This window comes from Clostridium peptidivorans, from assembly GCF_900205925.1.
Taxonomy (GTDB): Bacteria; Bacillota; Clostridia; order Clostridiales; family Clostridiaceae; genus Clostridium_AK; species Clostridium_AK peptidivorans.
In genome coordinates this window covers 1-13,075 of record NZ_OAOD01000030.1, presented here as the reverse complement: position 1 = coordinate 13,075, position 13,075 = coordinate 1, and the positions used below count along the sequence as shown (strand labels likewise).

The 13,075-nt window shown below is 30.2% G+C and carries 13 protein-coding genes and 1 pseudogene; 13 read left to right on the top strand and 1 reads right to left on the bottom strand.

Annotated elements, in window-relative coordinates:
- The 13 genes and pseudogenes from CRN98_RS15900 (at window position 1) to CRN98_RS15845 (ending at window position 12,936) form a co-directional block, all read left to right on the top strand.
- On the top strand, window positions 1-972 hold the full coding sequence (locus CRN98_RS15900) for a 2-keto-3-deoxygluconate permease (RefSeq protein WP_097028411.1): 972 nt from the start codon (window positions 1-3) through the stop codon (window positions 970-972).
- 202 nt (window positions 973-1,174) lie between these two features.
- Window positions 1,175-2,782 carry an ATP-binding protein gene (locus CRN98_RS15895; protein WP_097028410.1) on the top strand — a complete coding sequence of 536 codons (1,608 nt, stop codon included), beginning with the start codon at window positions 1,175-1,177 and terminating at the stop codon, window positions 2,780-2,782.
- Complete coding sequence (locus tag CRN98_RS15890; RefSeq protein ID WP_097028409.1) at window positions 2,775-3,449, top strand: response regulator; 675 nt, start codon at window positions 2,775-2,777, stop codon at window positions 3,447-3,449. Before CRN98_RS15895 ends, CRN98_RS15890 begins: the two co-directional genes overlap by 8 nt.
- A 242-nt stretch (window positions 3,450-3,691) precedes the next feature.
- On the top strand, window positions 3,692-5,251 hold the full coding sequence (locus CRN98_RS15885) for a UDP-glucose--hexose-1-phosphate uridylyltransferase (RefSeq protein ID WP_097028408.1): 1,560 nt from the start codon (window positions 3,692-3,694) through the stop codon (window positions 5,249-5,251).
- Between the two features lie 15 nt (window positions 5,252-5,266).
- Complete coding sequence (locus CRN98_RS15880) at window positions 5,267-6,430, top strand: galactokinase (RefSeq protein ID WP_097028407.1); 1,164 nt, start codon at window positions 5,267-5,269, stop codon at window positions 6,428-6,430.
- 17 nt (window positions 6,431-6,447) lie between these two features.
- Entirely contained in the window at window positions 6,448-7,377 is a 930-nt protein-coding gene (locus CRN98_RS15875) for a DUF5107 domain-containing protein (protein ID WP_097028406.1), read from the top strand.
- Window positions 7,378-7,722: 345 nt separating this feature from the next.
- Complete coding sequence (locus tag CRN98_RS15870) at window positions 7,723-7,923, top strand: hypothetical protein (protein WP_097028405.1); 201 nt, start codon at window positions 7,723-7,725, stop codon at window positions 7,921-7,923.
- Window positions 7,920-8,792 (top strand): hypothetical protein, encoded by an 873-nt coding sequence (locus CRN98_RS15865; RefSeq protein WP_097028404.1) that lies wholly within the window; start codon window positions 7,920-7,922, stop codon window positions 8,790-8,792. Before CRN98_RS15870 ends, CRN98_RS15865 begins: the two co-directional genes overlap by 4 nt.
- A 658-nt stretch (window positions 8,793-9,450) precedes the next feature.
- The gene (locus tag CRN98_RS15860; protein WP_097028403.1) at window positions 9,451-9,774 is read left to right on the top strand and encodes a PadR family transcriptional regulator; all 324 of its coding nucleotides are present in this window, start codon (window positions 9,451-9,453) and stop codon (window positions 9,772-9,774) included.
- Window positions 9,775-9,785: 11 nt separating this feature from the next.
- Complete coding sequence (locus CRN98_RS18155; RefSeq protein WP_341455854.1) at window positions 9,786-9,938, top strand: hypothetical protein; 153 nt, start codon at window positions 9,786-9,788, stop codon at window positions 9,936-9,938.
- Window positions 9,911-10,510, top strand: a complete 600-nt coding sequence (locus CRN98_RS15855) for a DUF2812 domain-containing protein (protein ID WP_341455857.1) — start codon at window positions 9,911-9,913, stop codon at window positions 10,508-10,510. The genes CRN98_RS18155 and CRN98_RS15855 overlap by 28 nt, the downstream gene beginning before the upstream one ends.
- Before the next feature lie 198 nt (window positions 10,511-10,708).
- A pseudogene (locus tag CRN98_RS15850) lies at window positions 10,709-11,581 on the top strand (MerR family transcriptional regulator); the annotation flags it as partial.
- Window positions 11,582-12,126: 545 nt separating this feature from the next.
- On the top strand, window positions 12,127-12,936 hold the full coding sequence (locus CRN98_RS15845; protein WP_097028402.1) for a MerR family transcriptional regulator: 810 nt from the start codon (window positions 12,127-12,129) through the stop codon (window positions 12,934-12,936).
- Between the two features lie 58 nt (window positions 12,937-12,994).
- Here the strand turns inward: CRN98_RS15845 and CRN98_RS17525 are convergent.
- Window positions 12,995-13,075: IS3 family transposase (locus CRN98_RS17525; protein ID WP_143331309.1), on the bottom strand; the 81-nt coding region annotated here is incomplete at its 5' end.

Sequence of the window (13,075 nt, the reverse complement as noted above, 5' to 3'; positions counted from 1 at the left end):
ATGCAAATTCCAATTAAGAAAACAATTGATAAAATTCCAGGCGGTATGATGATTGTTCCATTGTTTTTAGGGGTATTAGTTAATACATTTTTCCCACAGTTTCTGAAAATTGGCGGCTTTACAACGGCATTATTCGATGCAAAAGCATCATCAACAATTTTGGCTTGTTTTATGTTTTTAATTGGTTCACAAATCAATTTCAAATTAGCACCAAAGGCATTAAAAAAAGGTGCAATATTAATATCAGGAAAATTTATAGTAGGTGCTGGTATTGGCATATTTGTAGGAAAAGTTTTTGGTCCTGCTGGAGTGTTAGGTTTATCACCACTAGCGATCCTTGCAGCATTAACAAATTGTAATGGTGGATTATATGCATCCCTTGCTTCACAATATGGTGATGAAACTGATGTAGGTGCTTATGCTTTATTATCTTTAAAAGATGGTCCGTTTTTTACATTAGTTGCATTAGGTGCATCAGGACTTGCTCAAATTCCTTTTAAGGCACTTATAGCAGTATTAATTCCAATAGTAATAGGAATGATTTTAGGAAATATTGATTCTGATATGAGAGCTTTCCTTGGAAGCAGTAAATTATTATTAATCCCATTCTTCTCCTTCCCATTAGGTGCAGGAATGAATCTTGAAACTATTGTAAAAGCTGGAGTCCCTGGTATATTATTAGGAATAATAGCTGCCTTTACTGGAATAGGAGCTTATGTTCTTCTAAAATTATTTAAAGAAGAGCCTATAATTGGACTGGCAACAGGGTCAACTGCAGGAAATGCTGTAGCAACGCCAGCTGTTGTTGCAGCAGCAGATCCATCATTAGCTGTTGTAGCAACAGTAGCTACTGCACAAGTTGCAGCAGCATGTGTAGTATCTGCTATCATTTGTCCATTTATTGTTTCTTATGCATTTAAAGTGCTTAGAAACAATAAAATAAAAAAATTAAATAATAAAGCTACTGCATGATAAAAAACAATTATTAAATAGATGTTAAATTAAACACGGAAAAAGTGGAAGACAATAATAAAAGAAGTGATATATAATAGGATTGAAGTATATATTCCTATATTAATCCTTCTATATGTATGTTCTTCTATGATTCCGTGTTTTTTAAAGTTTTTTGATTATAAAACTTAAATTTGCACATATTAAGGTTAAGGTGATGAATATGAAAAAAGCAATGAAACTGCAAACAAAAATTACCTTATTGATTATCACAGTAGTGTTTGTTTCTATATCTATAATCATTTCTTTTGTGGCCTCATGGATGACTGGAAATATTGAAAGCAAGGCTAAAACTAATATTATGAATGTAGCTGAAATGGTAGCACATTCTAGAGAGATAGTAGATGCGCTGGAGGCTAAGGATCCCAGCGGTAAGATTGAATCCTATGTTAATATGCAGCTTAAGAATTTACAACAGGTTGAGTATATAATTGTAGCGGACAATGAGGGAATTAGATATTCTCATCCAAACCCTGAGATGATAGGGAAAAGGTTTGTGGGAGGAGATGAGTATAGAGCAATTCAAAAGGGAGAAACATATATTTCTGAGGCTACGGGGACGCTTGGAAAATCCTTGAGAGCTTTTACTCCAATATATGATGCAGAAAATAAGAGAGAGATAGGTTTTGTTTCTGTAGGTACACTTACCCACAGCATTGAAGCGGCTAAGCATACAGCCATTTTATATATAATTTTAATTGGTCTTGGAGGACTTATGGCAGGTGTAATAGGGGCATTTTTATTAGCCAATAACATAAAGAACACTTTGTTGGGACTTGATCCTGAGGAAATAGCAAAGCTTTATAATGAAAAGATGGGAATGCTTTATGCTATTCATGAAGGGCTAGTAGCTGTTGATCATAGAGGTAAAATTACGCTTATAAATGATTCGGCCTTAAATATATTACGCTTTGAAAATGAGATTAATAAGGAGAATATTATAGGACAAAACATAGAAGAGCTTATTTCAAATACCCGTATGATTAATGTATTAGAGACAGGGAAAGCCCAATTTGAAAAGGAGCTGAGGATAAATAATACCATAATAATGACTAATATAATTCCTATAATGAATAGAGGGAAAGTTGTAGGAGCTATTGCTAGCTTTAGAGATAAAACAGAGGTGACCAGAATGGCAGAAGAGCTCACAGGTGTTAAAAAAATGGCCTGGTCCTTAAGAGCTCAAAATCATGAATTTATGAATAAGTTTCATACCATAGCAGGACTTATACAGCTGGAAGAGTACAATGAAGCTCTACAGTTTATATCAGATGTAGCAAAAGTGAGAAGTAATATAAGCAATATTTTAACTGAGAATATAAAAGACACTTCCTTATCAGCTCTATTGCTATCAAAGTATAATAAAGCTGAGGAGTGCAGGGTTAAACTGAAAATAGATGAAAATTCAAAGCTTACAAAGCTGCCTCAGAATATGATTTCTGAAGACATTGTATCAGTTGTAGGAAATCTAATAGAAAATTCTCTAGATGAAGTTAAAAATGATGGTACTGGATTTATATATATAAAAATAGTTGAAAAGAAGCATTTCTTAAGTATAAAAGTGAAAGATAATGGTGGTGGAATTCCATTGGAGTATAGGGGGAAAATATATGAGCAGGGGTTTTCAACAAAGGAAGGACAGCGAGGACATGGTATGTATATTGTAAAGAAAATAATTGATGAGTTTAACGGTACAATAAATTTTGATGTAAATGAAGGTGTTCTTTGGGATATAACTATACCAATGACAAGGAGGAATAAGCTTGATTGAAGTAATGATTGTTGAAGATGATCCTATGGTTAGGGAAATAAATTCTAAGTTTTTAAAAAGAATAGAAGGATTTACCCTGTATAAAGCAGTTTCTAATCTTGATGATGCAAAAAAATTTATATCTATTAAAAAGCCAGATTTAATATTACTTGATGTATATCTTCCTAAAGAAAACGGCAGTGATTTCTTGAAGTGGATAAGGGGGCAAGAGATAGGTATAGATATTATTTTAATTACAGCAGATAAATCCATTGAAAGAATACAGGAAGCTTTTAGATATGGAGTTGTAGATTATCTTATAAAGCCTTTTAACTTTGAAAGATTTAAGGAATCACTTATTCAATTTAAGAGTAGATATTATCAATTTAAAAAAAATGATGTAATTGAGCAAAAGGACTTAGATAAGCTAATATCTAGTTCTAATGTTTCTCAAATTGAAGATGATTTGGCTAAGGGGCTTAATAAATATACATATAAAACCATATGGGATGAAATAGAAAAAAGTAATTATGAAGATTTTACAGCAGAAGACCTAGCAGAAAAATTAGGCATAGCAAGAGTAACAGTTAGAAGGTACCTTGAATATATGGAAAAAGAAAATAAAGTGGGTAAATCAGTGGAATACGGTAAAGTTGGTAGACCACAGCATAAGTATCACAAAATTTAATAAAATTTATAGAGTTTTAATGAAGTAGGTGTTAATGATTGTTTTTAAATCATTAACACTTTTATTATTTATAGGCATAAGGGTCTAGATTTAAATTTTAAAATTAAAGAAAATATTAATCATAAAATTTATTTATCTTTAATAGATAAGTATGATAATGAAGTTATAGAAGATACCATATATTTCAAATTATAAAATGGGAGGCCTTTTTCATTAAACATAGAGAAAGGAATGGATGTTATATGAAGAAAATAAATATTTATTTAGAAATTGATAGACTATTACAATTCGCATTAAAACATAAAATGATTGAAAAAATGGACATTATACCCTCAAGAAATTCCTTAATTGATTTACTTAATGTGGATGAATATTTGTCCTCAGATGTACCTGATGAAGAAGTAAAAACATCACATGAAATTCTAGAAAATATTTTAACCTATGCTATAGATAAAGGATTATTACCAGACAATACAGTAACATATAGAGACTTATTTGATGCAAAAATTATGGGAGCTCTTATGCCAAGACAATCTGAGGTGGTTAAGAATTTCTTTAATACTTATAAAAGTAGAGGGGCAGAATATGCTACAGCGGAATATTATGAGTTCTCAAAGGCATCTAATTATATAAGAATGGATAGAATATCACAAAATTTATACTGGAATACAGAAACGGATTATGGAAATTTAGATGTAACAATTAACTTGTCTAAACCGGAGAAAGATCCTAAGGAAATAGCAGCTGCTAAAATGATGCCTGAAAGCAGTTATCCAAAATGCTTACTATGTATCGAAAACGTAGGGTATGTTGGAACAATTAATCATCCTGCAAGACAAAATCATAGGGTTATTCCCATCAGTTTAAATGATGAACAGTGGTATTTACAATACTCTCCCTATGTTTACTATAATGAACACTGTATTCTTTTTTATGAAAAGCATGTGCCTATGGAAATTTCCAATAAAACATTTAATAGACTACTTAGCTTTGTAGAGCAGTTTCCACACTATTTTATGGGATCAAATGCTGATTTACCAATAGTTGGCGGTTCAATACTTAGCCATGAACATTTTCAAGGGGGAAGGCATACTTTTCCAATGGAGAAAGCTACTGTTGAGTATTATTTTCCAATTAAAGATGGAGAAATTAAGATAGGAATTGTAAAATGGCCTATGTCTGTTATAAGATTATGCTCAAAAAATGCAGATAAAATTATCGAGTATTCATCAAAGATTTTAACTTCATGGCGTCAATATAGCCACGAAGAACTGGATATTGTTGCTTTTACTAAGGAAGATGGCAAGATCATTAACCATAATACCATAACGCCTATTGCAAGAAAAAATAAAGATGGTGAGTTTGAAATGGATTTAGTTCTTCGTAATAATAGGGCAACGGATAAATATCCAGATGGAATATTTCATCCTCATAAAGAACTTCACCATATTAAAAAAGAAAATATAGGATTAATTGAAGTTATGGGGCTAGCTGTACTTCCTGCAAGACTTAATACAGAGCTTAAAGAGATAGAAAAAATTCTCCAAGGAAGTGTAAAGCTTACAGAAGAAGTGAAAAAGGATAAAAATCATTGCTTATACAAACATTTGCCCTGGGTAGAAGAGTTAATTTATAGATATGGAACAGGATGTAACAATGAGGAAAGTAGCAAAATAATTAAAGATGAGGTGGGTTATAAATTTCTAAATGTTCTTATGGATGCTGGAGTTTATAAAAGGGATGAAGAAGGACTTAAAGGACTAATAAAATTTATAAATACGATAAATTTTGAAGATATGTAACGGGGGGGAGAAGCTATGCAGATTAATGAATTAAAACAGGAATTTAGTAAACTTTATGGCAGTGGAGAAATAAGGAGCTTTACTTCTCCGGGGAGAGTGAATTTAATCGGAGAACATATAGATTATAATGGGGGATATGTTCTACCCTGTACACTAGACTTTGGAACCTATGGTTGCGTTCGTGAAAGAAATGATAGAAAAATAAATTTTGCTTCAACAAACTTTGATTTAAAAGTAGAAGTTGATATTGATGAAATAAAGTTCAGTGAAAGTGATGATTGGGCTAATTATCCCAAAGGTGTAATTGTAGAGATGATGAAAAAAGGGTATAAGGTTTCTGGTATGGACATACTTGTCAGCGGAAATATTCCAAACGGCGCTGGATTATCATCTTCTGCATCTCTTGAAGTACTCATGGCAGTAATTATTGATAACTTGTTTAATGAAGGGAAATTAGATAGGGTTGAACTTGTGAAGATTTGTCGAAGGGCGGAAAACACTTTTGTAGGAGTAAATTGCGGTATAATGGATCAGTTTGCTATAGGCATGGGCAAGAAGAATAAAGCTATACTTCTAGACTGTAATACATTAAAGTACAACTATTGCAATGTAGATCTTAAAGATAATTGTCTTATAATTTTAGATACAAATAAGAGAAGAGCTTTAAATGAATCAAAATATAATGAAAGAAGAGCAGAATGTGAAGAAGCCTTAAGAATAGTCAAAACGCAAAAACCAATAAATGCTCTTTGTGAACTAAGTGTAGAAGAATTTAATGAAATGGAGAAGCTAATTAAAGAAGACAATGTGAGGAAAAGAGCAAAACATGCAGTTTATGAAAATGAAAGGACAAAGGAAGCTTATAAATATCTTAATGAAGGTAAAATAGAGAAATTTGGAGAGCTTCTTGCAGCATCTCACAATTCCCTTAGGGACTTATATGAAGTTTCAGGCAAAGAACTTGACACCATTGTTACTGAAGCTTTAAAAGCTAAGGGATGTCTTGGAGCAAGAATGACAGGTGCAGGTTTTGGAGGATGCGCTATAGCTATTGTAAAAAAAGCTGAAGTAGATAATTTTATTGATATAGTAAGAGAAAATTATAAAAATAAAATAGGATATGAGCCAAGCTTTTACCTTAGTGGCATTGGTGATGGAACTGAAGAAATATATTCTTAAGAATAAAGGAGAAAATAATGATTTCAAAGATAAAATTTAAAGAACGCCATGCTATTAAAATTGAAAATGATCTTTTAAGGGTTATAGTAATTCCAGAACTAGGAGGCAAGATAGCTTCGATTCTTAGAAAAGATAAGGAGTTTGAACTTTTATTTCAAAACAAAGAACAGGTTTATAAAACTCCACAATTATATTCATCCTTTGAAGAATTTGATGCCTCAGGATTTGATGATGCTTTTCCTACAATTGATAAAAGCAATGTACTTATAAATGGGAAAAATGTAGCTTATCCAGATCATGGTGAAATATGGAGTGGAAAATTTGATTATAGACTAGAAAATGAAAGGATAATTTTAGAATATAAAAGTGCTATTTTAGATTATAACTATAAAAAAACTATATATTTACAAGGTGATAGGGTAATAGCTGAATATAATATAGAAAACTGCGGAGAAACTCAATTCCCATGTATATGGGCGATGCATTGTCTTATAAACTGTGAAAAAGATATGCAGCTTTTCTTTCCAAAGGGAACTGATAAGGTTATAAATGTACATGAAAGTAAATACCTTGGTGAAGTGTCTAAGGTTCATTCTTATCCTATTACAAAAGATAAGAATGGAAATTGCATTCATCTAGATAGAGTACTTGATAGCTCTGCAAATAATGAAGAAAAATATTATGTAGAGGGAGCAGTTAAGGAAGGAAAATGCGGTGCTTATTATCCATCTAAAGATATAACCTATAATGTGTATTTTGATAAAGAAAAGCTTCCCTATGTTGGCTTTTGGGTTACTGAAGGCGGCTTCAGAGGAGATTACAATTGCGCATTGGAGCCTACAAATGGTTATTATGACAGCATTGATATAGCTTCTAAAGAAGAAAAAATTTTAGTATTGCAACCAAAGGAAATATTAGAATTTAAAATTGAAATTGAGTTACAATAGAAACCTGTAAAGTTTTAAATATATCTGCCTGAAAATTATCATATGAATTAAATAAAACTAATAAATATATAAAATACCATATTGGAGGAATCTAATATGGTATTTTAATTTAGGATAGTGAAAGGAGAACCATATCATAAGTAAATGCGGTTTCAGCCTTAGGTATTAAAATAACATGCCTAAGGCTATTTTTATGAGTAAAAAACCTATATCATAAATAGTGAGGTATTTACAAAATATGCTATAATTAAAGGCGGAACAATCTTTTAAGTATAAGATAAGTAGGAATTTATATTATATTGCTTATAATTGTGTAATAAGTCGATATTCATTGTGGAGGGTATTATGAGAAAAAGCCAGAAAAAAATGATAATAATGGATTGTAAAATTATGTTGAAAAAACTGGGCGATATTCCATTCGATTTATCCTATGAAAAATTACAGACTGATTTATGGAATATTGGAAATAAGTATGGGATAACTGGACCAGCAGTGTTTAAGATATTTATGGATAGTTTTCTTCAAAACAAGGAGGATAATGAATGAAAAAAAGCAAAAGTTTATTTGAGGCGGTTAGCGCTTTAAAAAGTGTCACTGAGATGCTTTTCAAAAAGATGCCAGTTCTATTCCTGGTTATAATATATTTAGTTGATTTAGGTATAAGAAGTTATTTATCTGCAGGTTGGTCTAAAACCTACTTATTGGGTGTACTTATTCTTGCTATTTCAGTAGGAATTTATACGAGTACAAAAAGTTTTTCGGAAACAACATTAAGTTTTATTTTAGGCATATTAACAATATACTCAATTGATTGGGAAAAAGCAGATTTTACTATATTTATTCTTTTATATCTTGCATACATTATATTAATATTTTATATTTCTGCAATACGTTTAGCAGCTAAACAGGAAAGCATTTTAACACAAGCTGCATGTAAACTAGATATAGATGAGTATAAAGAGGTATATAAACGTATAAAAGAAATATCTCACAAATCTACAAAGCATAGTCAATTATCAATCATTGAAAAAAGTGAAGTAATCAGATATTTGGCCTTTAGACAAGTTATGATAGGCGAATATGAGGAAGCAATAAATATAGTAGAACTGATAAAAGGTGTTTGTCAAATGGATTTGGTAGCATGTTGTGAAATGTATTATGGATTATATACATATTGCTATAACAGAAAACCTACCCCACCAAATGTATCTAGAGCTGTTGAAAAAATGTTTGATAAAGTGACAACCTTAACAATTTCTTATGCTGAGTTCTTTGAAATATTTTCAAATACTAAGCGTATTTTGATAGAGGATAAGTTGTCGTATGATGAATATATATTAGAGATTAGATTACTTGCGTTAAAGGGATATAGCAGTTCTGATATTGTTGATGAATTAAAAAAGAATTATCTATAATAGAAAATGAGCAAATACTAATGATTTTCAAACAATACTCTTCTTTAAATATAAGTATAAAAAATTAATGTAACAATCAGAATACGTTAAATTCAAAGATTTCTAGATTAAAAGATAGAAATGGTATATTTTAAAATAGTTTTTTTACAATAAATTTTATATGAAAAGGTAAGTTTAATGATTTGCGTCAAATAAGAAATGATGAAGTACCTCTAAAATATAGATTTATATATTAGTTGAAGTTTTTTTGATGGTACAATGCTATTAAGAATATACCTGCTGTAAATGGTAAAGATGATTTAACTATGAAATTGTACCTTAGGATTATACCATAATTATGTATAATACATATATAAGAATAATATGATAAAACCTCACTTAGTAGTGATATGGCGAACCGTATCATAAGTAAATGTGGTTTTTACTGAAATTAGATTATAAGATGATAGCTAGGTAAGGTTGTTCACCATACATATTCACGACCACGTGTAGGTAGCTTAAATAGCTACTTTCAGGTGGTTATGTTTTTTACGATTTAACAAGAGCATATAAATAACAAAAGCAATAGATATACATTTGACGAGTATATCATTAAATGATATATTATATTAAATGATATATCATTTAATGATATATAAAAAATATGAAGGAGAATTTTATGCCACGAAAAGATTCTATTGATATTGGGGAATTAACAGACTCTGCTTTTTATATTTTGTCTAGTGTTATTGAGGAAAAGCACGGATACCTAATTATGAAAACTATTGAAAAGTTAACTAATAATGAAGTTACTATTGGTCCTGCATCGCTTTATACAACACTAAAAAAGCTTTTAGCAGCAGACCTAGTGGAGTTAAGTCTTGACATAGATGAAAATAAAAAAGTATATAAAATAACAAATAAAGGGCGAGAGATGCTCATGAAAGAAATCAAGCGTAAAAAGCAGATGATTAAATTTGCTGAAAATTTTTTAGATGAGTAAGGGAGACATTCATGAAAAATAAGTATGTAATGATTAGTGGATTTGCCACTAGCGAAGAAAGTGATATGGAAAAACTAAAAAAGTATGCAAGTCAAGGTTGGATACTAGAAGACATAATAGGAGGGTTTTTCTATAAATTAAAAAAGATAAGCCTCAAGACATAGTATATAGCTTAGACTATCAAACAGATGCAGACAATGAGTATTTTTCTATATTTAGAGAATCAGGATGGAAACGCGTTGTTTCTATAGAAAATTATATGCACATTTTTTCGGCACAGGCTGGGAGTAAACCTATTTATAGTGATTGTGAATCAGAAATAGATAAATATACAAGTATAAGAAATCAAACAAGAAAGGGAACACTTTATTCTTTAATAATAGCTATAGCACTAATGGGTTTGCTAGTTGTTTCTATAATTGCTATAAGACCTATTTTTCTGATTATCCTTGGATTATTAATAATTGATATTTTTATGTTTGTTTTTAATTTTATACCTTATCTAGCGTATAATTCTAGAATTAAGCAAATAAAAAAAGATGGTAAGTGTAAAGGTGAAACAATAAATAACAAAATCTTATGGAAAATAAATGCATTTACGGGCATTGGATTTTTGGTTTTGGGAGTACTATATTTAATTGAGAAAAAATATTTTGCAGTATGTTTTATAATTTTAGGTGCTTCTAATATTGTTTCAAGTTTAGGTTACTATAAGAAATATAAAAAGTCTTTATAAATTATAACTCTATCAGATGATGGTAAGGAAGAAGGAGTATCTATAAAGGGTACTCCTTCTTCTTTTGTAAAGTGTTGACCCTAACACCACGGCATAGTGTAATATAAAAATATAGCTTGAATATGTTAACAAAAACTCATAGCCGGCTGAGTATTAGATAATATTGATAGCTGTAAAATCAAACTTTGAGGTGTAGCAATGAGAACAGTAAAACAAGTTTCGGATTTGACAGGAATAAGTGTGCGTGCACTACATTACTATGATGAAATAGGATTATTAAAGCCAAGTGAAATTACAGAGGCAGGATATAGACTTTATGATGATGAAGCCCTTAAAACTCTGCAGCAAATTTTATTTTTCAAAGAGCTTGATATACCTTTAAAAGATGTTAAGGAGATAATGTTGAGTCCATATTTTGATAAAATGCAAGCACTAAAAAATCAAAAAAAGCTGCTTATGTTAAAACGCAAGAGATTGAATGGTTTAATAGAGCTTATAAATAAAACCTTAAAAGGAGAAAGCACGATGAATTTTAAAGAATTTGATATGAGTGAATATTTTAATGTATTGGAGGAATTTAAAACAGAACACAAGGATAAAGTAATTAAAATGTATGGTAGCGTAGATAAATATAATGAACTTATTGAAAAATTTAAATCTAAGGAAGCTGAGATTGCTAAAATGGCTATAAAGCAATATGGAAGTATTGAGAAATATGCTAAAGCTTTAAAGAAAAATCTTAATAGTAGTGTTATGTTTACTTTAGAAGAGCAATATGATAAGTTTAAAAAAGATTGTTTGGAAGATAAGCACCCTAAATTAAGAGAACTATATAAAAAGCTTGTATCTGACTTAAGTAAAGATCCTTCTTCAAAGGAAGTTCAACAAATTGCTGAAGAAATAACAAATACAGCTAAAAAAGATTATGAAATTTTCAAAATGGATAATGGAGATGATCATTGGTACTATATGGTACAAATTTATTTAGTATTTCCTAAGTGGATAGAAGAAGTTGATAAGAAATATGGAAATGGTGCATCTAAATTTATTGGAGAAGCTTTAAAATTTTATTCTGAAAATAGTAAGTCGTGAATTAAAAAATATGAACGATTAGCAGACCTTGAAGAAAAAGCATATCAGAATATTTTGATAGGAGAAATGTTAATTCAAAGAATAGAATGAGAGGGTAATATTATAGAAAACTTACTGTAGTAGCTTGGATGTAACAATGTATTAAATACTATTTTAAAATATATATTATAATGATGAACACTCTTTCCTAAAATGTAGATAAGAGTGTTTTTATTTAGGATAGTGAAAGGTGAACCGTACCATAAGTAAATGAGGAAACTAGTCTTAGGTATTGATATAGCTTGCCTAGGGCTATTTTTGTTAGCGAAAGTATTATATTAAAATCAAAAATCTAGTATGTAATTTGCATATTGGATTTACAAAATATGTTATAATAAAGAGTGTATAAGTAATAGATAAATAGGAATTTGTAGAGGAGATTATTTATAAATAATGGCTTATATTAATTGTAATTATCCTTTTTGAAATACAATATAATTACGAAGTATTTCTATTGATTATAATAGAGAAGGAGAACTATATAAATGTTAAAAATAGGTGAATTTGCTGCACTTACTGGAATTAGTATTAATATGTTAAGAAATTATGACAAAATAGGTCTACTCATTCCAGAGTATGTTGACGAAATTAATAGTTATCGCTATTACAGTGAAAGCCAGATAATTGTAGCTAATCGTATTCAAATACTCAAAGAGCTAGGTTTTGCTTTAAAAGAAATTACAATGGTAAGCAGTTGTTCTGATGATGATATACGCAAATTAATTGAAAATAAGATTTTAGAAAAACAGAAGGAAAAAAAACGTATTGAAGAGCAAATCCAGTGGATGCGTCAAATCATTAATGATCTTGGAATGTATAGTGATTTTGTGTTTTCTGTGAAAGTAACTACTCTTGCTTCGCGGAAAGTTGTCAGCCTACGAGCAAATCTAAGTAAATTCGAAGATGAGGGGTTGCTTTGGAAAAGACTTGAACGTAAATGTATTGAAAACAATATAAAGATCTTAATCAATGAATATTCATATGCTATCACACATAGTGTTGATTTAGTAAATAACGTAATAGATACAGAAGTTCTACGGATAGTCAGTGAAGTACCAGCAGAAGCAAAGGGGTTAAAGTATTACGAGTTACCTCCAAGTGAAGCCGCTGTTGTATCATTTAAGGGAACTTATAGTAGGATCAGTGATATCAGCAGCTATGTGCATAAATACATTAAAGGTATGGGTTATGAAATATGTTATGCACCATTACGCAAATATTTTGTGTCACCCAATAACGAATGTGATCCAAATGATTATATAACGGAATATTATTATCCTCTAAAAAAGATATAAAAAGACTATTGACCCTCGTATTAAAATGTACCCTTTGTCAAGGACACAATAAAAAAGACTAAGCGGTTTTAAGGAGATGATCCCTGTATTGTACAGGGGTCATTTTGTTTAGTCCCCACTGATACCTATAATTGTTATA

Excerpts from the sequence above, each read along its gene's own strand:
- CRN98_RS15900 (WP_097028411.1), top strand. The coding sequence starts at position 1 with ATGCAAATTCCAATTAAGAAAACAATTGATAAAATTCCAGGCGGTATG.
- CRN98_RS15895 (WP_097028410.1), top strand. The coding sequence starts at position 1,175 with ATGAAAAAAGCAATGAAACTGCAAACAAAAATTACCTTATTGATTATC.
- CRN98_RS15885 (WP_097028408.1), top strand. The coding sequence starts at position 3,692 with ATGAAGAAAATAAATATTTATTTAGAAATTGATAGACTATTACAATTC.
- CRN98_RS15880 (WP_097028407.1), top strand. The coding sequence starts at position 5,267 with ATGCAGATTAATGAATTAAAACAGGAATTTAGTAAACTTTATGGCAGT.
- CRN98_RS15875 (WP_097028406.1), top strand. The coding sequence starts at position 6,448 with ATGATTTCAAAGATAAAATTTAAAGAACGCCATGCTATTAAAATTGAA.
- CRN98_RS15870 (WP_097028405.1), top strand. The coding sequence starts at position 7,723 with ATGAGAAAAAGCCAGAAAAAAATGATAATAATGGATTGTAAAATTATG.
- CRN98_RS15865 (WP_097028404.1), top strand. The coding sequence starts at position 7,920 with ATGAAAAAAAGCAAAAGTTTATTTGAGGCGGTTAGCGCTTTAAAAAGT.
- CRN98_RS15860 (WP_097028403.1), top strand. The coding sequence starts at position 9,451 with ATGCCACGAAAAGATTCTATTGATATTGGGGAATTAACAGACTCTGCT.
- CRN98_RS18155 (WP_341455854.1), top strand. The coding sequence starts at position 9,786 with ATGAAAAATAAGTATGTAATGATTAGTGGATTTGCCACTAGCGAAGAA.
- CRN98_RS15845 (WP_097028402.1), top strand. The coding sequence starts at position 12,127 with ATGTTAAAAATAGGTGAATTTGCTGCACTTACTGGAATTAGTATTAAT.